Source organism: uncultured Thiohalocapsa sp., assembly GCF_913063425.1.
In the GTDB taxonomy this organism is placed as follows: domain Bacteria; phylum Pseudomonadota; class Gammaproteobacteria; order Chromatiales; family Chromatiaceae; genus Thiohalocapsa.
Genome location: NZ_CAJXYK010000028.1, coordinates 18,566 through 41,790, shown reverse-complemented (window position 1 = coordinate 41,790; position 23,225 = coordinate 18,566). Strand labels below are relative to the sequence as shown.

1 protein-coding gene (cut by a window edge) is annotated in these 23,225 nt (G+C 70.1%); it reads right to left on the bottom strand.

The genetic code is table 11. From position 1 onward, the window contains the following. Positions 1–10 precede the first annotated feature (10 nt). Positions 11–23,225: the 3' portion of a right-handed parallel beta-helix repeat-containing protein gene (locus QZ607_RS15390; protein ID WP_295884346.1), read on the bottom strand. Its footprint extends 14,540 nt past the window's final position; the window shows 23,215 of its 37,755 coding nt (coding positions 14,541–37,755); its start codon lies off the right edge, out of view; its stop codon occupies positions 11–13.

Here is a 23,225-nt window from a genome sequence, read left to right as displayed (position 1 = left end):
TGTCGGTGTGTCAGGCCGGCTGTCGCACGGCGTCCTGTGGCTCGGCCTCGACATGGATGGCGATGTCGCGGTTGGGCTCGGCCGCCGGCGTCAGGCTGCGATAGTCGCTGACGAAGGCGCGGCGCCAGTCGCTTTGCGCTGTCTTGGGCTCCGCGGCCGCCGCTGCGGCGGCGACAGCCTCCTGCTGCGCACGCTGGGCATCCAGGCGCTCGATGAGCTGCTCGCGCTGCTGGTCGCGCGTGTCCGCGAGCTCACCTTTGAGCCGCTTCAGGCGCAGCTGCAGGCTGCTCTGCTCCGGCCCGGGTGATGCGGTGGCGGAGATGTCCGTGAGAGACCGTGTGCCGACCTCAGCCGCCGGCGCGTCACTGCTGGTGGTGGCGGCGGGGAGCGCCGTACCCGCTGCGGGGGCATCGGCGCCGCCGTGGTGGCGGCTCAGGTCACCATCGCCGCCGCCATGGCTCAGGGCGATGCCCGTCGGCCGGTCCGGGATCTCCGGCCGGTCCAGGGCCGGGTTGCCGAGGATCTGCGCAAACACCTCCCGCAGCAGCAGCATGCCGTCGATGATGCTGACATCGCCGTCGGCATTGATGTCCCCGAGCAGCCTCGGGTCCGCGCGGTTGTTGGCGGCGATGCCCCGGTCCAGACCCACCATGTGGTCGAGCAGCGCCTGGACATCCGCCGGCGTATAGCGGCCGTCGCCGTTCATATCGCCGAGGTAGCCCACCAGCTGGATGGCCTCCTCGCCGCGGCCGGCGAGTGCGTTGCCCGCGGTGTCTTCCAGCGTGACCGCGCTGATGTGCACCGCCTGCTGGGCCATGTAGGGGGCGTCGTCCGGCACGCTGGCATCGAGCACCACCAGCTCGCGGGCGCCGGCGGGCAGGCCGCCGAGACCCGTGAGCTCCAGGGTGCGGGCGCCGGGCTCACCGCCGAAGGCCAGGCCGGCGCCCGCCGGCAGTCCGGCGGCCAGCGCGGCGCCGTCGATGCGGAGCAGCGCCGGGTCGTAGTCGATGCGGAAGACGGCCCGCTGGAGCCCGGCGGCGGCGTCGATGCGCAGCGGCAGCCCGGCACCGGTGGCCGGGATGTCGATGCCCTGCCCCGGCCCGCGGGCGATGTCCGGCAGGCTGAGCGTGGCGCCCGTGGTGGGCGCGACGCTGAAGCTGGCGGCGTAATGGCCGCCGGCGACGCCGTCCGCATCGCCGTCCAGGGCGTTGCCGCTGGTGTCCATGACACCGGCCGGGCCGCCGCGCAGCCACAGGTCATAGGTGTCGGGCAACAACGGGCCGCCGGTCTTGACGAACTGGAGCAGGCCGTCGGCGGGGTCCAGGATCAAGCTGCCCTGCACCGGCCCGGTGCTGCGGCCCACCAACCTGAGATCCGCGGCGCCCTCGCCGCCGGCGCGGGTCTCGTAGAGGTTCAGCGCGGCGGGGTCGAAGGCATCGCTGAAGGCGAGGCGGACGCCCGAGGCGGTGACCACCAGCTGATCGACTTCCAACCAGTCCGGCGCCGCGGCGCTGACGGTCACCGCCAGGGGATTGGCGGCGAACTGGCCGTCCTCGTCCATGGCGGCGGCGAGGATGGTCCAGTCGCCGGCGGCGTCGAAGACGTGCGCCACCGCATCCGGATCGCCAACGACCATCTGGACGGCCGAGCCGTCGCCCCAGTCGATGGCCCAGCCGGTGATGGTGTCGTCGCCCGGGTCGAAGCTGGACAGGCTCAGCGTGTAGGGCTGGCCTGTGGTGGTGTCCGGGGCGCCGCTGATGGTGAGCGTCGGCGCCGTGTTGGCCACCGTCGCACTCACCGTCTCCCGGCTCTGGCCGAGGTCCGTGTCGGTGAGGGTCAGGGTGACATCGTAGTCGCCGTCGTCGGCGTAGGCGTGGCGCTCGCTGAAGGCGGCGGTGCCGGCGGCGTAGCTGAACAGGTCCGAGCTGCCGTCGCCCCACTCCACCAGCAGCGTGAAGCCGTCGTCCGCGCCGGCGTCAGCGATGGTGCCGGTGAGGGTGCTCGACTGCCCCTCCTCCGCCGGCGTCACCGCGAGGTCGCCGAGCTGCGGGATCAGGTTGCGCACCCTGAGCGCCGTGCTCTGGCTGTCGCCGGCGCCGTCGCTGTCCGTGAGCGTCACCTGCACCTGGACGCTGTCCGGCGTGCCGGCCGGATCGTCTGCGTAGACATGGGTTTCGCTGAATGCCGCGGTGCCGGCGGCATAAGTGAACCGCTCGATGGTGCCGTCGCCCCAGTCCACGTCCAGCGTGAAGGCATCCTGACTGCCGGGGTCGACGATGCTGCCGGTGAGCGTTGCTGTGCCGCCCTCGTCGACGATGGGCGTGACGGTCAGGCCGTCGATGGTGGGTGCGACGTTGGTGACGGCCACATCGAGCGTGCCGGCGTCGTCGTGCTCGCCATCCTCGTCGAGGAGCGTGACGCTGATCCGGCGGTTGGCGTCGCCGTCGCTGTAGACGTGCGTCACCTCGCCGGCGCTGCCGAAGTCCTCGACGCTGCCGTCGCCCCAGTCCACGCGGTAGGTGCTGACCGTGTCGTCGCCGGGATCGGTGACGGCGCCGAGGGTCAGCGCGTACTCTGCGCCCTCTGCCACGGTCGCGGCACCGGACAGGGCAATAGTCGGCGCAACATCGGTGACGGCGACATCGAGCGTGCCGGCGTCAGCATGGCTGCCGTCCTCGTCGATGAGCGTGACACTGATCTGCCGGTTGGCGTCGCCGTCGCTGTAAACGTGCGTTACCTCGCCGGCGGCGCCGAAGTCCTCGACGCTGCCGTCGCCCCAGTCCACGCGGTAGGTGCTCACCGTGTCGTCGCCGGGATCGGTGACGGGGCCGAGGGTCAGCGAATACGCTGCGCCCTCTGCCACGCTCGCGGCACCGGACAGGGCGATGGTGGGCGCCACATTGTCGACCGTCACCGACAGGCTGCCGGCGTCGGCGTAGGTGCGGGTCGCGTCGATGAGGTCGACGCTGATGTCGTAGACGGCAGCGCCGTCGGCATAGGTGTGCTGCACGACCCCGGTGCCGGCGTAGTCGCTGCTGGTGCCGTCGCCCCAATGCACCCGATAGGTCTGGATGGGGTCCGGGCCGGCATTGCTGACGGGGCCCAGGGTCAGCGCGTAGACGGCGCCCTCGTCCACTGAGACCGCGCCGTCCAGGGCGATGCTGGGCGGCGTGAAGCCGACATCGACGCTGCGGGTGCCGGCATCGGCGTGGGTGCCGTCCTCGTCCACCAGGGTGACGCTGATCCGGCGGGTGACATCGCCGTCGGCGTAGATGTGCTGCCTGACGCCGGCGCTGGCGAAGTCCGAGACGTTGCCGTCGCCCCAATCCACGCGGTAGGTGCTTACCGTGTCGTCGCCCGGGTCGGTGACCGCACCCAGGGTGAGCGCATAGGTGGCACCGGCGGCGACAGTGTCCGGGCCGCTCAGGGCGATGGTGGGTGCGACGTTGGTGACGGCCACATCCAGCGCGCCGGCGTCGGCATGGCTGCCGTCCTCGTCGATGAGCGTGACACTGATCTGCCGGTTGGCGTCGCCGTCGCTGTAGACATGGGTCACCGCGCCGGCGGCACCGAAGTCCTGGACGCTGCCGTCGCCCCAGTCCACGCGGTAGATGCTGACCGTGTCATCACCGGGATCGGTGACGGCGCCGAGGGTCAGCGCATAGGTCGCGCCTTCCGCCACGGTCGCAGCACCGGACAGGGCAATAGTCGGCGCAACATCGGTGACGGCGACATCGAGCGTGCCCGCGTCGGCATGGCTGCCGTCCTCGTCGATGAGCGTGACGCTGATCCGGCGGTTGGCGTCGCCGTCGCTGTAGACGTGCGTTACCTCGCCGGCGCTGCCGAAGTCCTCGACGCTGCCGTCGCCCCAGTCCACGCGGTAGGTGCTTACCGTGTCGTCGCCGGGATCGGTGACGGCACCGAGGGTCAGCGCGTACTCTGCGCCCTCTTCCACGCTCGCCGCACCCGACAGCGCGATGGTGGGGGCGACATTGGTCACGGCGACATCGAGCGTGCCGGCATCGGCATGGCTGCCATCCTCGTCGATGAGCGTGACGCTGATCTGCCGGTTGGCGTCGCCGTCGCTGTAGACGTGCGTCACCTCGCCGGCGCTGCCGAAGTCCTCGACGCTGCCGTCGCCCCAGTCCACGCGGTAGGTGCTCACCGTGTCATCACCGGGGTCGGTGACAGCGCCGAGGGTCAGCGCATAGGTCGCGCCCTCCGCGACGCTCGCAGCACCGGTCAGGGCGATGGTCGGCGCGACGTTGGTCACGGTCACGTCGAAGCTGAGATCGGCACTGAGCGGTGTGTCGTCGTCGTCGGTGGCCCGCACCGTAAAGCGCGCGGTGTCCGGCCCGTCGCCGGCGGTCCAGGTGAGGCGACCGCTGTCGGGGTCGATGGCGGCACCCGCCGGACCGCTCACCAGGCTGAAGCTGAGGGTGTCGGACGGGTTCGGGTCATTGGCCGCAAGATCCAGCGTCAGGCTCGCGTATTCATCGACGCTGACGGGGCCCGGGTCCATGAGTACCGGCGCCAGGTTGCGCTTGACCACGTCCAGGGTCACCGTCGCCGCGGGGCTGGTGCGCTGGTTGTCGGGTGTGCCGTCCGGGTCGCCGCCGTCGGTGACCGTGAAGCTGAAGCTGTCGGCGCCGATGTACCCGTCCACCGGATCATAGGTGAAGGCGTTGGGCTGCCCCGCCACCGGCGTGAGCGAGCCCTGGGCCGGTGCGTCCAGGATGGTGTAGGTCAACGCCGAGGCCGCCGTCTCCAGGTCGGTGCCGGACAGCACGATCACCTGCGGGGCGTCCTGGGGCACGGAGGTGGTCTGGTCCAGCGCCGCCGGTGCGTCGTTCACCGGCCGCACATCGATGGTGATGAGCGCATCCCCGGTGCCGGTGCGGCCGTCGTCCACCTGGAAGCCGAAGCTGTCGCTGCCGTTGAAGTCTGCGTCGGGTGTGTAGGTGACCTGGCGCGTCACCGGGTCCAGCGCGGAGAGGGTGCCGTGCGCCGGCGAGGACAGGATGCCGAAGCGCAGCGCGTCACCATCCGGGTCGTCGCCCGTCAGCGTGATGAGGATACTGCCGTCTTCGTCAACACTCACTGTCTGGGCGTCCGCCACCGGGTCCTGGTTGGCGCTGCGGTCGATGCTGAACAGGTGCACATAGTCGTCGCCGCCGCTGCCGTCGCCGTCGCCGTCCAGCGGCAGGCCGGCGGTGTCGTAGATGGCGAGCGTGCCGGACAGGGTCAGCCGATACAGCCCATCCGCCAGCACGCCGTCCGCCAGGTCCAGCACCAGATTGGTCTCCGGGAAGGAGTAGGCCGGCGCCAGGTCGATGGTCAGGTCGTCCACGGTGTCCAGGATGCCGTCGGCACCCGCCCCCACCAGGCGGTAGTTGGCCGGGCTGCGGGCCGAGACCAGGTCCAGGGACTCGCTGAAGTCCACCTGGATGCTGGTGAAGGCGAGGTCTGTGGTGCCGCCGTCGGCGGGCAGCGGGCTGACGGTCGTCACCTGCGGCGGCGTCACATCGCCGGAGTCCCCCTGGAACTCGAAGGCGCCCTTGTCGAAGTACACCAGCCCCGGCGTCGGCGCCCAGGCCTTGCTCTGGGCGGAGGCCAGGCTGGCGGCGCCGCTGTGGTCAGAGATGACGAAGGTGTCGCCGTTGCCGGCGGAGATGCCCACCGTCGGCGTGAGGCCGTCGTTGCTGGCGCCGTAGTCGAAGCGGAAGGTGCCGTCGGCGAACAGGGTGACGGAGAAGTTGACTTCGCCGCCGGTGTCCTGAAGCTCGGCGGCCCAGCGGATGGTCACCTGCCCCGGCGTGGACTCGTCGATGAAGATGTCGTCGCCGCTGCGGTCGGTGCGCAGGTTGTCCCAGAGCGGGGCGATGCGTACCTGTTGCGTCAGCGCTTCGATGCTGTTGCCGCCGTCGTTGGCGTTGTCCGGGGAGCCGAACTGAAGGAAGCCCTCGCTGCTCACCCAGACGGCGTTGTAGACGCTGCCGTAGAAGTCGAAGCCGAAGGGCAGATCGTACTCCCAGCGCCAGCCGCTGGAGCGCCAGTTCTGGGCGACGCCGCCGGCGGGGTCGAAGCCCGCCGCCACGTCGCTCTCGACGAACAGGTCCAGCCCGTCGCCGGTGTTCGGCGTGGTGGGGTCGTCGTGGCGCGGGCGCTCGAACAGGTCCTGGCCCGGTGCGACATAGGCATCGGCGCTGTCGATGGCCGGCGAAAAGCGGTCCAGGCCGAAGTTGTCGTCGGCACCGCTGCCCTCGGCCACGCCCGGTCCGCCGAAGATGTTGTCGGCGCCGTCGATGTCCAGGAACAGCGGGTCGTCCTCCGCGCTGAAGGGCGCGGCATCCTGCCCGCTCGCGGCCTGCCAGTCGGCGAGCAGCATCTGTTGCGTGTCGGCCCAGATGCCCAGGTCCGCAAGCCCCAGCTCACCGCGGTGGAACAGGTTGTAGCGGGACGTGAAGCCGTTGGTGGCGTCGCTGGCGACATGCACCAGCGTGCCCTCGTTGGCGGCCAGCACATTGTTGGCGAGCAGCACGTTGTCGGCGCCGTCGCGCACCCGCACCGCATCGCCCACGGGCTGAAGCACAGTGTTGCTCACCACGCGCTGGTTGTTGCCGTCCAGTACGTCGATGCCGGTTTCGGTGTTGGCGTAAACCAGGTTGTTGGCGATGTCGCCGTCCCAGGCGAAGTAGATGTCGCTGCGGATGCCGACGGCGTTGGAATAGGCGATGTTGCGGCGCAGCTCCATGTCGCTGCCGTTGCCGTAGATGCCGATGCCCGTGTTGGCATAGACCCGGTTGCCGACAATGTCGGCGTTGGTGCCGGCTAATATGCCATTGGTGTTGCCGTAGACATCGTTGTCCTGCACCAGGGAGGCGCCGGCACGGATGCCGTAGTCGCCGCTGCCGTCGTGGCCGTAGACGCGGTTGCCGACGATCGAGACGCTGCCCCCGGCGTTGATGCCGTCGTTCTCGTTGTCATGCACGACATTGCCGGTGGCAACGCTGCCGCCGCCGTTCATCGCCAGCCCGTAGCTGCCCCGGTTGGCGAAGATCTCCGCACCCTCCACCCGGCTGTCGCTGCCTGTGGTGTAGATGCCGTAGTCGGCGTTGTCGTGGAACTGCCCGCCGATGACCGTGGTGCGGTTGGCAAGACTGTAGAGGCCGTAATCACCGTTGTCGCGGACCACCAGGTCCTCGAAGCGGGCATCATCGTTGCCGGAGGCGAATTCGATGCCGCTGCGGTCGATGCCGTGCACCTCCACCCGCCGCAGCACCACGCTGTCGGCGTCGGCGCCGGTGCCGGCGTAGATGCCGCGATAGCCACCGGTGATAACCAGGTCCTGGATGGTGCTGCCGTCGGCGTCGATCAGCTCGATGGTCTCGAAGCCGTTGCCGGTGTTGCCGCGGTCGAGCGTGGCCCTGTGGCCTTGCTGCTGCGGCCCCTGGAGGGTGACGCCCGCATCCTGGGCGGTGATCCAGGCGTCCGTGGGCAGCACATAGGTACCGGTGTCGATGTGCACGGTATCGCCCGGGTCCAGATCGTACGCACGCAGCAGCGCCGCGAGATTGGCCATGGGCGCATCCGGCGTTTTGCCGCTCTCGGCATCGTCGCCGGGTGCCGTGGTGTACTCGTTGTCGGACAGGTCTGCGTCGCCCGCGATGTTGACGTAGTAGTCGGTGCCGGCGTTGGCGATGGTGAAGGCGGCGTCCGAGCTGTCGCTTGGGCTGTCGGCCGTGTTGGCGGTGACCCGCAGCAGCGCCTGGTCACTCAAGGGCGCATCGACGCTCCAGTCCACCCGGCCGCGGCCGAAGCGGTCGAAGCTGACACCGGCGGCCACCGGCGACCAGCTGGTGCCGGCGTCGGTGGAGACCGCGACGGTGGCGCGCGGGTCCGCCGCGCCGGACGGGTTCAGGGCGATGACTTCCACGGCGCTGAGCCGTGCCCCAGGATTGGTTTGGCTCACCAATCGCAGGTCGATGCCGCCACCGTCCACGGCGCTGACGTCGTAGCTTCGCGTCAGCGCCCGGTCGCGGGCGCCGGTCTCGGCGACAATGTCCAAGCCGGCTTCCGCCACCGCGCCCTGCAGCTCGACGTCGAACACCCGGGAGCCGGCGGTGCCATAAGACGTCTCCACGAAGTGCAGCCGGATGCGGTAGTCCCCGTCGAGGACGGGGATGGTAACGGCGATGCTGTTGCCGATGCCCCAGGCCGCCTCGCGCCAGCTGCGGTAGACCGCCTCCGGCGCGGGGACAGCGACAGCACTGGTGTCGATGGCATTGTTGGTGGAGCTGGTATTGCCGCCACGGGCGTAGTCACGCCCGGCCTGCCAGAAGCCGAGCGCCCCGCCGTCGACCGCGCCGCCGCCCAGGTTCAGCGGCGCCGTGGTCTGCGCCGCAAGCAGGCCGCTGCTGGTCCATTCCACGGCGACGGACTGGCCCTGCTCCAGCTTGTCGAGCCCGTTGGGCGTGATCAGGTGCATCTGCGTCGCAGCCGCGCTCAGCGCCGCGTCTGCGGTGTTGCCGTAGGCGCCCTGGTTGATGCGCCCGCCGTTCGGGGCCGGCTCCGCGAAGTACAGGCTGTCCGGGGCGCCGCCGTCGATGCCGGCGGAGCCGGGGGCGAGCCGGTAATCGTCGGCCGCGGTGTCGACGAACTGGAGTGCACCGGGCGCAGGCGTGCTGCTGTCCTGGTCCTGACCCGTGGCATAGAGCCAGCTGGCCCGGTCGGCATAGTCCACTCCCTGCCAGTGCCCGAGCACCGCGCTGCCGTTGAGATCCAGCAGGTTGTAATTGCTGGTGAACCCGTGCTGGCTGTCCGCGGTCACCTGGATGCCGACGCCGTCGGTGATGCGGACGATGTTGTTGGTCAGGATGGCCGTGTCGGCGCTGTCGGCGACATAGAGGGCGATGCCGCCGGACTGGACCACGGTATTGTTGATGACCCGCTGGTTGGTGCCGTCGAAGACATCGATGCCGCGGCTCGTGTTGCCGAAGACGACGTTGTTGGCGATGTCGCTGTCCCAGGCGAAGTAGATGTCGCTGCGGATGCCGACGTTGTTGGCATGGACCCGGTTGCCGCGGATCTCGCCGTCGCTGCCGGCGTTGACGATGCCGATGCCGAGGTTGTCGTGGACCCGGTTGCCCAGAACCTCGGCGTTGGTGCTGGCGTAGACGCCGTGATAGTTGCCCCAGACCTCGTTGTCCTGCACCAGCGATCCGGCCGTGCGGATGCCGTAGTCGTTGCTGCCCGTATGGCCCCAGATCCGGTTGCCGGTGGCGCTCACACCGGTGCCGAGGTTGAGGCCGGTGTTGGTGTTGTCGTAGACGTCGCTGTCGGTGACGACGCTGCCGCTGCCGTTCACGGAGAGCCCGTAGCTGCCGCGATTACCGAAGACGGCCACGCCGTCCACCTGGGCGTTGTCGCCGGATAGGGTCACGCCATAGTCGGCGTTGTCATGGAACTGACCGCCCTGAAGCAGCAGCCCGTCGGCGCCTGCGCTGAGGCCATAGTCGCCGTTGGCGTGCAGGTTCAGGTCGTACAGCGCCGGGCGGTCGTTGCTCCTGCTGATCTGGATGCCGGTGTTCGTGTTGCCGGTGGCCTCCACGCGCCGCAGCACGATGTCGTCGCTGTCCGACGTCGTGCCGGCGAAGAGACCCCGATAGCCGCCGGTGAGGGTGAGGTCGTTGAGCTGCGTCCCATCGGCGTCCACCAGCTCGATGACATCGGCGCCGTTGGTGGTGTTGCCGCGGTCCAGCGTCGCCGTGTTGCCCGGCTGCTGCGGGCCTTGCAGCACCAGGCCCGCGTCGGCGGCGTCGATGACGATGTCGCTGTTCAGCCGATAGGTGCCGGTGTCGATGTGGACGGTGTCGCCGGGGCCCAGGTCATAGGCCCGCAGCAGTGCCGCCAGGCTCGCCATGGGCGCATCCGGGCGCTTGCCGGAATTGGCGTTGTCGCCGGCCACCGTCGTGTACTCGTTGTCCGTCAGGTCCGCATCGTCCGGGACGTTGATGTAGTAGTCGGTGCCCGTGTTGGTGATGAGGAAGGGCGCGTCTGAGACATCCGACAGCGCCCCGCCCTGCGTCTCGATGCGGATCAGGGCGTTGTCGGTCTCTGCGGCGTCCACCGTCCAGTCGAAGCGGCCGCCGCCGAAGCGGTCGAAGGCCAGATCCGTCGCGACGGGGCTCCAGCTGCCGCCGCCGTCGGTGGAGATGGACAGCGTGGCGAGCGGGTCCGCACCGGCGCCCGGGTTGAGCGCGATCAGCTCCATGGCGCTCAGGATGGCGGGCGTGCTGGTGAGGTTGGTCAGCGTCAGTGCGATGCCGCCGCCGGCGGCGGCCGTCACGTCGTAGCTGCGCGTCAGCGCCCGGTCCTGTCCGCCGGCGAGGTCGCTGATGTCCAGCGCCGCATCCACCACGCTGCCCTGAAGCGCCACGTCGAAGCTGCGGGTGCCGGCACCGTAGAAGGGCTCGTAGAAGTGCAGGCGCAGCCGGTAGTCGCCGTCGGCCACCGGCAGCCGGTAGCCGAAGCCGTTGCCGACGCCGTTGGCGGCGTAGCGGTAGCTCCGGTACACGGACTCGGGCGCCGCGTCGGTGACACCGCTGATGTCGATGCTGTCGCTTCTGGCGGTGCTGTTGCCGCCCTCGGCATAGTCGTCGGCGACCCACCAGCCCGCGACACCGCCGTCAGTGGCGCCGCCGCCGGCGTTCATGAGCAGAATGGGCTGCTCAGCCCACAGGCCGCTGCTCTGCCAGTCGATCCTGAGCGTCTGACCCTGCTCGATCTTCTCCAGGCCGTTCGGCGTGAGGATCTGCACCAGCTCGCCGGCGGCACTGGGCGCGGCCTCGGCCGTGTTGCCGTAGGCGCCGATGTTGACGCGCCCGCCGTTGGGGCCGGGCTCGGCGATGAAGACGCTCGCCGGGTCGCCCTTGTCGATGGCGATGGAGCCGGCGGCGAGGTGCAGGTCGTCGTCCGCGCCCGTGCTCAGCGTCAGGCGCTCGATGCGCACGGCGTCCGCAGCGACGTAATCGGAGCCGGCGACGCCGAAATCGTCTACGGTGACCCTGAGCGTGCCGCTGTCCACTTCCACCTGACCCAGCGCCTGCCAGGCGCCGTCTGCATTGTTGCGCTGATCCACACGGACTTCTCCCACCAGGGCGTCGCCGTCGTGGAAGCGATAGCGCACATCGTTGTCGTGGTCCCAAAACGACGACGTGAACCAGGTGGTGGCGACATCGAAAGTGCCGGCGGCGAGGCCCGTGAAAGTCCAGGTCGCGGTATCGCTGTCGCCGTCACCGACGGCGCGCAGGTAATCGCCGCCGTCGCCGCCGTCGAAGCCGCCGTCGCTGCGCTCCACCCAGGTGCCGGTGGTGCTGAAGCCCGGGTCTTCATCGTCGATGATCTGGATCTCACCGGTGTAGCCGAGCCCGTAGCCCAGCACGCCGTCGGCGCCCGCCGGGTCCACCAGGCCCGGGTCCCCGAGCAGGCTGTGGCGGTCGAAGCCCACCTCGAAGAACCAGTCCGCCTTGTTGTCGAAGGCAAGGCCGCCCCAGTCGGCGAGCACCGAGCTGCCGGCGAGATCGAACAGGTTGTAGTCACTGTCGAGGTTGGCCTGGCTGTCGGCGGCGACGCTGATGGCGGTGCCGTCGGTGACGCTCAGGATGTTGTTGCGCAGGCTCGCGTCATCGGCGCTGTCGGCGACATTGATGGCGATGCCGCCGTCCTGGAGGACCGTGTTGTTGTGGATGCGCTGGACATTGCCGCCGAAGACGTCGATGCCGCGGGCGCTGTTGTTGTAGAGGAGATTGTTGGCGACCGTGCTGTTCCAGGCGAAATAGAGGTCGGTGTGGATGCCGATGGCGTTGTCGAAGACTTGGTTGCCGACGATCTCGCCGTTGCTGCCGCCGATGACGATGCCGATGCTGGTGTTGGCGTAGACGCGGTTGTCGGCAATGAGCGCGTTGGTGCTCGCATTGATGCCGTGGTGGTTGCCCCAGACGGCGTTGTCCCGGATCACCGCCCCGGCCGCCTGGATACCGCTGTCGTTGCTGCCGGCATGGCCCCAGACACGGTTGCCGCTGACGGTGACGCCGCTGCCTGCGTAGACACCGGTGTTGCGGTTGTCGTGCACCTCGCTGCCGGTGAGGCTGCTGCCGCTGCCGGAGACAAAGACCCCGTAGCTGCCGAGGTTCGCGAACACGTCCACGCCTTCCACCGCCGAATTGCTGCCGGACAGGAGCAGGCCGTAGCGGCTGTTGGCATAGTACTGCCCGCCCTGCACGACGAGGCCGCTCGACTGCACATAGACGCCGTGGTCGGCGTTGTCATGCACGGTGAGCTCTTCGAAGCGCGCGTCGTCGTTGCCGGCCTGGAGCCAGACGCCGTAGTCGGTGAAGCCTTGGATGTCCAGGTTGCGCAGCACCACGCCGTCGCTGTCGGAGCTGGAGCTTGCGAAGACGCCGCGCACGCCGCCGGTGAGGGTCAGGTTCTCGAGCAGCACGCCGTCAGCGTCCTCGAGCTGGAAGACATCGGAGCCCGCGGCCGTGTTGCCGCGGTCCAGCAGCGCAGCATTGCCCGGCAGTGCGGGCCCGCGGATGGTCACGCCGGCGTCCTCGGCGCCGATGACAATGTCTGTGGTGACCTCGTAGCTGCCGGTGTCCACGTACACGGTGTCGCCGGGGCCGAGGTCATAGGCCGCGAGCAGCGCCTGAAGCGAGGCCATGGGCCGGCCCGGTGCCAGGCCGTCATTGCCGGGGTCGCCGGCGGCGGTGCTGTACTCGTCGCCGTCGGTGGCCGCATCGTTCACGTAGAACGCGGTGATGGGCGCCGAGACCTCGAAGACGCTGTCGGTGGTGGCGGCGATGGTGGCGTCGTCGCTTGCCTGCACCCGCAGCGCATAGTCCGCAGACACCGGGAACTGCGCCTGGTCCACGAGCCAGTCGAAGCTGCCGTCGTTGGCCTCGCCCGTGGCGATGGGCTGGTAGGCGCCATCGATGCCGTCCGGGGCGTAGAGGATGTCCACGTCGCCGGCGAAGCCGTCGGAGCGCCAGCGCACCTGGAAGCTGGTGTCCTGCGGGATGACCTCCCCGCCGCGTGGATCGAACAGCAGGATGTACTGCGCCGGGCTCCGGGACGCCTGCGCTGTGTTGCCGTAGGCGCCGATGTTCACGTAGCCGCCGTTGTCCGCGGGCTCGGCGGCGAAGTCGCTCGCCGCGTCGCCGCGGTCGATGGCCGGCGACTGACCGGCATCGACGGTCTCCACCGCCACCGGCCGGAACAGCTGATCGGTGCCGTCCACGTCCGGCGCCAGGGAGCCGCCGTGGAAGCTGCCGTACCGGCTCTGCACGTGATAATCGCCGCCCGCCGGGTCCACGAACAGCGGGTCGCCGACGCTGCTGGAGGCATCCGTAAAGGCCGCCGACTGCCAGGCACGCAGGTCCGTGCGCGCACTCCCCTGCCAATGGCCCACCGCTGCGCCGGGGGCGAGGTGGAACAGGTTGTAGTCCGACGCGAAGCCGATCTGCGAGTCGTTGGCGACGCGGATGCCCCAGCTGCCGGTGATGCTCAGGATGTTGTTGGCAAGGCGCACATTGTCCGAGCTGCCCTGCACCCGCACGCCCTCGCCGGCGCTGGTGACGATGCTGTTGTTGACGATGGCATGGTCGTCACCCTGGGTCAGCAGGATGCCGTAGAGGCTGGTGCCGGTGATGAGGTTGTTGGTGGCCGTGATGGTGTCTGTGAAGTAATCGGCGGCGGACAACCCCGTCTGCGCACCGTCGATGACATTACGGGTGATGCTGCTGTCACTGACGGCCCGGATGCCGGTGCTGCCGCCTTCGATGCGGTTCTCCGACACCGTGGCGCCGGTGACCGCCACCACAATGCCGGTGCCGTTGCCCTGCAGCACATTGCGCAGCGCATCGCCGCCCTGCAGGTAGATGCCCTCTTGGCCGCTGCCGCGGATCAGGTTCCCGGCCACCAGGGCCCGGGCCTGGCTGTAGATGCCGCGGTCGCTGTTGTCGTAGACCAGGTTGCCGAGGCCCGCGCTCAGTGCCGGGTCGTCGTCGCCGATGAGGGTCCGGGTGCCGGCGACGCCGTTGTTGACCCGGATGCCCATGGTATTGCCGTGGGCGACGTTGCGCTGCACCAGGGCATCGCCCGTGCCCGTCAGCACAATGCCGTCGTCGGCGTTGTCGCGGGCCAGCGAGTCCGTGAGCCCGGCGATGCGCCCGTCGATCTCGATGCCGTCGTCGCCCGCGCCGTACCCGGTGAGCCCGGTGAAGGTCGCGAAGGGCGAGCTGGTCTGCACAAAGATGGCGTCTTCGGTGTGGTCGAAGGCGGTGATGCGCGCCAGCGCCAGGTTGTCTGAGCCCGCATGCACATAGAGGCCGCGCTGACCGGTCTGAAGGGTCAGATCGCGGACGGTCATGTTGTCCGCGTTGTCCAGCTCCAGCACGCCGGCGGGCCGGTAGCCCGGCATCACCGGCAGCAGGTGCGCGGTGGTGGCCGGGTCGGCATCGGGTCCGACGAAGGAGAAGCCCTCGTCCAGCCCGAGCCCCGCGTCGGTGGCGCCGGAGATGCGCAGGTCCGACAGCAGCGGATAGAGGCCGGTGTCGATGTGCAGCACATCGCCCGCCGTCAGCTCGTAGGCGCGCAGCAGGTTGATGGGGCTCGGCTTGGGCGCATCGGCGGTCTTGCCGGTGTTGCGGTTGTCGCCCACCGCGCCCGGGGTGTACTGGTCGGCCGTGTCCGACTTGTCATCGACATAAAAATCGATGCCGTCCTCCGGGATGCTGAAGGGCTCGCTGGATCGGTCGAACACCGCGGGGGCGCCCACCAGGGAGATGTGCACGCGCCAGCCGTGGGTGCCGTAGTCGATGACGTCCTCCAGGAAATCGTCCTCGGGGCTCCACAGAAACTCGCCGGTGTCCGGTGCTGCCGCGGCGAGCGTGGTCACGTAGGCGGGGCCGGCCGCGCCGTCCTGATACAGGTCGATGCGCACCTGGGCGTTGGTGCTGTTGCCGAAGCTGTCCCAGGCGATGACGCCCCGCTCCAGGAATTCCCAATCGGTGTAGAGGTCCGGCGAGCGCAGTGCGAGCCGCGGCGCCGGGATGCCCGCCTCGGCGGCCACCTCGCTGTCGATGCCGCCGAGGGCGCCCAGGTCCGGCGCATAGCCCTCGTCCACCAGGAACAGGAAGGCGTCGTCCAGGTAGGCATCGTTGTTGGTGCCGGCGGCGCGGTTGGCCTCGAAGCGGAACAGGATGCTGCGGGTGCCCGTGGGCAGCTGCACCCGGTCGCCGATGAGCGCCCAGCGGTCCGTCGGGTCGTCTGAGGTGGCATCCACGGTACGGATCGGACCGCCCACGGCGTCGAAGAAGCGCACCTCGATCAGGCCCGAATCCACCGGCGACCGGTCAAAGCCGCGGGAGCGCCCGCCGAAGACGACTTCGAGGGTCTGCGCATCCAGGTCCGCCGGGTCATAGCCCAGGCTCACCAGGTCCAGGGTCTGCTCGGCATGGCCGAGCCCGGTGGCGCCGGCGAAGAAATAGTCGCTGCCGGTGAAGGCCTCCGGGCTCGCGCTGCGCGTGCCGGCGGCGGCGTTGGTGCTCCAGCCGGCAAGGCCGTCCTCGAAGCCCGGGTTGCTGAGCAGATTGGTGAGCGCCGGTGCCCGCGCCAGGTCCACGCGCGCGTCCGCGCTGCCGACGGCCGGGCTCGCGGCCCGCAGTCCGGCGCTCGGCGCGAACAACCCGAAGTCATCATTGAGTGGGCTCAGGAAGTCCGGCTGCGACCAGATGGGTGCCAGGTCAGTGCGGCCCAGGGAGTTGAGGTCGTGCAGGGCGACATCCGCCTGCCAATCCAGAATGTCGTCGAAGGTGACATCGCCCAGGTCCGGATTCTGGATCCAGCCCACCAGCTGGCCTGTGCCATCGGCATGCAGCAGGTTGTAGTCGCTCGCGAAGCCAACGCGGCTGTCGTTGGCGACGAAGATATCGTGCCCCGCGGACACCCACAGGATGTTGTTCAGGATCTCCACCTCCGACGCCCCGCCGGTGAGGCGGATGTTGTCGCCGGTGGCCGTCTGCATGGTGTTGTGCTGCACCCGCACCCGGTCCGCGCCGTCGATGTGCAGGCTGACCGTCTCATTGCGGTAGAGCAGGTTGTGCAGCACGTCGAGCTCACTGCCGGCGGCGATGCCGGTGGTGTTCTCGAAGATGCGGTTGAACTGCACACTGCCGCTGAAGCCCGACACGCCCGTGACATTGCCGTGGATGCGGTTGGCGACATCCAGCGACGCGCCGCCCAGCTGGCCGGAGCCGGACACACCCGTGCTGTTGTCGTGGATGGCCTGACCCTGGATGCTGCCGCCTGTGAGCACCACGCCCGTGGTGTTGCCGAAGATGGCGTTCTCGCCGGACGCACCGACGAAGCCGAAGCCCTCGTCACCGCCGACCGTCGCCAGCACGCCGATGTTGTTGGCGTCGATGCTGTTGTCCGCGAAGGCCGCCGGTGCGTCGTAGCGCACGCCGACGCTCGCATCGTGCATGCGGTTGTGGGCGATGAGGCCGTCGAAGGCGTGCGCCAGGTGCAGCGCATTGCCGCCGGAGAGGTCGTTGCCGCCCACGAATCCCGCGTCCGCCGGCGTGCCTTCCGGTGCCGCGGCGTCGCCGAGCACCAGGCCGTGCTCGATCCGGTTGTGGCGGATGTCGATGTCCTGGGCGTCGCTGACGCTGACATCACCGTCGATGGCGTTGCCCACCAGCGTGAGGCGGTCCGTGCCCGTGGCGCTCACATCGCCGTGGATACTGAGCCCCCGGATCACCACATCCGCGGCGCCGTCGATGGTGACATCGCCCCAGATGCGGGCGCCGAGCCCGCCGCCCGCGAGCGTCACCCCGGCGTCTTCAGCACCGATGGTGACAGACTCGATGTGCTGGATGCCGCCGGCGAGGACGAGGACATCCCCCGGTGCCAGGTCCTGCGCATCCAGAATCTCCTGGATGCCCGTCTCGGCGTCCGCCGTGAACACCCGCCCGATGGTGGCGGTGTCGGCACGGGCCAGAATCGTCGCCGTGCCCTGCCCCCTGTCGATACCACCGGCGCCGGCCTGGCCCACGCCCTCGGCACCCGCCGCGTAGAGGTCCGCAATGACTTCGCCATCCAGTGCGCGGCGGAACAGCGCCAGCTCGTCCACATCGCCGGCAAAGGCCTGGGAGGCACTGAAGCCGCCGCCGACGCTGTCCTGATCCTGGCCGAACACGAGCCCGTTCGGGTCCACCGCCAGGGTGTCGAGGCTCACACCCCGGGTGCCGGCTGGCGCGCCGTCGATGTAGAGCCTGATCTGCTCGGCGCCCTGGTCGCGCACCACCGCCAGCATGTGCCATTGGGCGTCGTCCAGCTGGTCGAGGCCGCTGAAGGTGACGCGGCTGCCGGTGGTGGCGCCGTAGTACACGTCGATGCTGGTGGCGCCGGTGCGGTAGATCAGAAACTCGTTGTTGTTGGCGGCATTGGCGGCACTCAGGAACGATGCCGGCGTGTCGCCACCGCGCATCCAGAAGACCGCGGTGAGGTCCCCGGCGCCGTCCAGCACGGCCGCGGGCAGGTCGATGCGGTCGTCGCTGCCGTCCAGGGTCACGGCGCTGCCGGCGTCGGCGACGATGCCCGCCGGGGCATTCAGCGTGACGCCGTTGACGAAGCTGCCGTCATGGCCGTTGCCGGAGCTGTCCGTCGCATCGCCGTCCAGGCGCCAGTAGCCTGACGGTGCCTGCGCCAGCACCGCGGACGCATAGTCCGTGATGCCGGGGTCGACGCCGGCGAGGCCGTTGCCGCCCGGCTGGTCGGCGCGCCAGTCCTGCCAGGCCGCGAAGGGCCGGCCGCTTGCGTCCACCGTGAGGGCCAGGTCGGTGGCCGCACCGCCCGAGGGCGTGATGCCGAGCCCAGCGGCATCGCCGGGCAGCGCCGGCGAAAACGCCCCGCCCTCGACGCGGCTGGCGAAAAGCCCATGGCCGGCGCTGCTGCTGCCCTGCCACACCAGATGCACGGCACCACCGCCGGCGGCGAGCTGCGGCAGGCGGGCGATGCTGCCGCTGGGCGAAACAGCACCGAGGTCCTGCCAGGCGCCGGCGTGCCGTGCCGCCTGGATGGTGCGCGCCGTGCCGCTTTCCTCCGTGACCTGGCTCCAGGCCACGAAGAGGTCCGTGCCCTGGTAGGCGACGGTGGGTGTCAGCGCATCGAAGCTGGAGCCGCTCAGGCCCTGCCCGGACGCCGAGGCGTCGCGCTCGGACCAGGTGCCGCCGACGAGCTCACGCAGATAGACCCGGCTCACGCCCGCCACCTGCTCGCTCCAGGCGATGGCGATGCGATCGCCGCTGGTGGCGAGTGCGAAGTCCGCCACCCCGGCCGCGGCGCCGGTGACGCCGCCCGCCGTATCGGAGCCGTCCAGCCCCACCCAGGCGCTGCCGTCGAAGCGCTTGAGATGCACCTGCGGCACGCCGCTGCTCGCGTCCAGCCAGGCCGCCACGGGCCCGGCCGTGGTCATGGCGAGCTGCACATGATCCGCCGCATTGGTGCCCGACAGGCCACCGTCGCTGAGCGAATCGCCAAGGGCCAGCCAGCCGGCGCCGTTCCAGCGCGCGAGCTGGATGTCGGCGCCGTGGGCGCCGAAGCGCGTCCAGGCGACCATGGGACTGCCGCCGGCGTCGGTGAGGATTGCCGGGCGGTTGGCGCCACCGGGCAGGGCCGTGATGCCGCCCTGCGCCGCGCTGCCGCCGAGCTGCTGCCAGCCGCCGCCGTCGTGGCGGGCGACATAGATCTGGTACTCGCCGCTGCGCTCGTCCGCCCAGGCGAGCCAGCGGGTGCCGTCGGCGGCCACCGCCACCGCGGGCGCCACCGCCTGGCCGTGCGCTGAGCCGAGCCCCAAGCCGGTCGCGGAGCCGGACAGCTCACCCCAGCGCCCGAGGCCCATGGGTGCCGCCGGCAGGGTCGCTGCCGCCGCATCCAGCACCGGCAGGCTCAGGTCCAGGGCCGGGTCCGGTGTGGCTGGCGCCGGCGTGAAGTCGGTCGGGTCCGGATCATCGCCGCTGCCGAGATTGAAGGTGTCTGTGCCCGGACCGTCCACCTGGATGAAATCGTCGCCGCCGCCGCCGAAGAGCAGATCGTTGCCCAGGCTGCCGAAGAGCTGGTCGTTGCCGTCGCCGGGGCCTTCCACCGCCGCGTCGCCGTAGAGGATGTCGATGTCCGCGGCATCGCTGCCCACGAGGTGGCCGTAGAGCAGGTCGTGGTCATCGCCGCCGACGATGAGATCGGCGCCGGCGTCGCCCTGCACGGTGTCGTCGCCGGCGCCCGCCTCCACGATGTCGTCGCCGAGTCCGGCCTGGATGCTGTCGTTGCCGGCGTAGCCGAAGATGCGGTCGTCGCCGTCGCCGCCGGTGAGATCGTCCGCGGCGTCATCGGAGCCGTGGATGATGTCGGCGCCCACGCCGCCGTCGATGCGGCCGCCGTTGCCGCCGGCATGGAGCTCGTCGTCGCCGGCATCGCCGGCGATCAGGTCCACGCCCAGGCCGCCGTCGGCATAGTCATCGCCCCAGCTGCCGAGGATCTGGTCGTCGCCGAGCCCGCCGAAGAGGCGGTCATCGCCGCCGCTGCCGAGATCCTGGGCCTCCGGATCTTGTGGTTGAGTGAAGCCCAGCCCGCCCGCGGGCTGGAACACCACCCGCGCGTGCTCGCCGGCAATGAGATCATCGCCCGCACCGCCGCGGATCAGATCGGCGCCATCGCCGCCGAACAGCAGGTCCGTGCCGGCGCGGCCCTCGATGTGGTCATCCCCCGGGCGCAGGTCCGCGAAGCTCTGCACCAGCGCCGGATCGCGGAAGACGCCGTCGGTGTGATCCGAGGGCACGGCGACGATGAGGAAGCGGCTGGTGGCGTCCGGCACCACGGACCAGGGCTCCGCCAGCGTCAGGGTGTCTGCGGTGTTGCTCGCGATGAGCCGCACCTGGCCCAGACCCAGGCCCTCGGTGATGCGCACCTGAAGCCCTGCCAGGTCTTCCGCCTGGGTCGGGAAGGGCTGGCGGTCGTCGGTGAGCGTGGTCGCGGTGGCCGCGGCCACCCGTCCGCGCAGCTGCTCGAAGGCGAAGGTGCGCGCACCGGCGCCGATGGTGAAGAAGCTCGTGGCATCCGGCACCACGTCCCAGGGGGCGTCGAGGGTCAGCTCGGTGCTGGAGTTGCCCAGGATGCTGCGCACCTGCCCGGCGCCGGTGCCGCCGGTGATCTCAAGGCGCTGGCCGACGATGCTCGGCCCATAGGTCGGGAAGGGCGCGCCGGTGTCCGTCAGCGTCGCCGTCGTTCCGGAGTTTGCGGCGCTGCTGACCCGGCCCTTGAGGGTCGTGAAGGTCTGCCCGAAGCGGGTGACCAAGGCGCCGTCTTCATCGGTGAAGTCGACCCGGCCGTTGTCGGCAAAGATGGCGTCTTCGCGGCGACCGCCGATGATCTCGTCGGAGCCCGAGCCGCCGATGAGCACCAGCGGCTGGCCCACGTCGGCGGCGTCGATGCGGTCGTCGCCGACACCCGCGTCCAGCATGAAGAGTCCGTAGCGGGTGTCCAGAATGCGGTAGCTGCTGGTGGCGTCCGGCAGCACGTCCCAGTCCGTGGCGACGGTGAGCGTGGTTTCCGTGTTGGCGGTGATGACCCGCTGCTGGCCGGCGCCGGTGCCGGCGGTGATCTGGAGCCTGTAGTGGGCGAGGTTGTCTTCCTCCAGCGCCGGGAAGGCGGCGGTGGCGTCCTCCAGGGTGTTGGTGGTGGCGGCGGTGGCCGTGCCTGCGACGGCGTTCTCGCCGTAGGCCGGCAGCGCGGCGGTGATGCTGTCGGCGCCGGCGCCGGTGGCGATGCGCGTGACGGTGCGGAAGTCCGGCCGACCGGTGATGCCGGTGACCTCGATGCGGTCCTCGCCCGGGCCGAATTCCAGGTCCAGCACCTCCAGGTTGGCATAGCCGATGCCGCCGCGGATCTGCTCGCCGCCGATGACGGTGTCCGGGCCAGTGCCGAAGCCGGTGATGCGATCCGCGCTGATGGCGCCCTCGGTGTCCGCCAGGCTGCCCGAGTTGTCGATGGTGAGCAGGTCCACCTGCTCCGTCTCGTCGACGAAGAAGGTCGGACTCTGGTTGGTGATGGCGTACTCCAGCAGGTCCGTCAGCTGCTCGCCCGGGGCGAGCTCGAAGGCGGCGTTGATGGACAGGATGGTGCTCGCGCCGGATTCCTGCACATCCAGGATCTGCCGGAACTGCCCCAGCGCCGCGCCGGCGGTGATCTCCACGGTGCGGCCCTCCAGCGGCGGGAAGCCGGCCAGGTCCGCACTCGCCACCGTCAGCGTGGTGGCGGTGGCAGAGACGATGTTGCCGGTGGAGGCGCGGATGTTGGTCTCGCCCGGCAGCATCAGCGGCTCGCCGATGCCGCCGGCGCTGCCCTCGCCGGCGGCGCCATCCACCAGGAGTGGCCCCTGGATGCGCTCGAGTCCGGAGGCGGTGGGCGCAAACACCTGGGTGTCCTGCCCGTCCACGACGGCGTCGTCGATGGCGGTGACCCTGACCGTCTGCGGCGTGTCCCAGTTGTCCGGGGTGAACACCAGCCGGGTCTGGTCCACGGCCACCTGCTCCGCGAAGGGAAAGGCCACGGGCACGACGCCACTGCGCGAGGTCTTGGTGTTCTGCGGCGACACGTCGATGACGACGTTGGACGCGGGCCGGCTGGTCAGGACGACGTCGTAGGTATCGCTGCCCATGGCCCCGGCGCCCTCGATGACATCGGTGGAGCCCAGCGACTCGATGACCCGCACCCCCGGCACGTCGTCATCGCCGATGGCGACGCCGATGCGCTGCACCGGTATGGCGTCGTAGCCGGGAACGACATAGCTGTAGCTGGCGATCTCGACGCTGCCCGACACCTCCCGGGCGGCGCCGGCGGCGTCGGTGAAGACGACGGCAGCGCCGTCGACGATGAAGTCCGTCGCCTCGCCATTGAGGGTCAGGCTCACCTGCGGCTCGATGCGATAGCGGCTGGTGTCGTCCAGCGCCGTGGCCCAGGGGCTGTCCAGGGTCAGCACCGAAGCGGTGTTGGAGACGATGGTCCGGCTCTGGCCGACGCCGGCGCCCTCGGTGATGGTCACCGTGAAGCCCGCGAGCCCGCCGCCCGCGGTGACGAAGCTCGCCTCCACGTCGGCCAGCGTGTTGCCGGCGGCGGAGGACACGCCGCCCTCGACCTGCAGCGGCGTGAAGTCCGGCACCACGAGTGCGGTGGGCTCGTCATCGCTGATGGCGATGGTCTGGCTCGCGGTGGCCACTTGGTCCCGCTCTTCGCTCACCACCGCGAAGGTGACGAACGCGCTCTGACCGCCCTCGCGGTCGTCGTCGTCGAAGGCGTTGACGACGACGCGCTGGGCGCTGTCCCAGTTGTCCGGCCGGAAGGTGAGCTCGGTGTGCGACAGGCTCAGCTCCTCGCCGCCGAAGAGCTGGACCGTCACCACGCTGGTCGGGGCATGGGTCAGCACCACGTCCAGCGCGGCGCCGGCGCCGCCCTCCTGCGCAAAGGGCTGTTCGTCAACCGGGATTACCCGCACGCCGGGGGCATCGGCATCAAAGATGCTCACGTCCACGGCGGGCATGGCGATGCCGTCGTAGCGCTGGTTGATGTACTGGTAGTCCACCTGGATGTCGGCGTCCGCACGCTCCTGGGGCTGGCCCACGGGGTCCAGGAAGAGCACGCGGCTGGAGACCACCTTCCAGCGGCTCTCGGCCAGCAGGACGCCGCCGATGCGCACCGTTGCCTCACCGTCCAGGGGCACATGGTCGAGGCGCACGCCCTGAGCCGGCGCCGCGGACAGGTTGAAGGTCTCGCTGGTGGCGGCAGGCGGCTCGTCCGCCTCGCCGGGGCTCGCGATGGTGTGCTGGATCACGCCCTTGCGCAGGCCCTCCACGGCCTCGTCGTCCAGCGCGCGCACCCGCACCGTCTGCGGCGTGGACCAGTTGGCGGGCGTGAAGGTGAGCTGGCCGTCGCCGCCGACGAAGTCCAGCAGCAGCGCGCCGCGCAGCAGCTCCTCCTGGGACGGCTGCGGCAGCACGGCGGTGACCACCACGTCGTCGGTGGGCTGGCGGGCGAGGACGATGTCGTAGCTGAGCTCAGGCCCACCCTCGGTGAATTCCAGCGCCCCCGCGACGCTCGGCAGCACCACCATG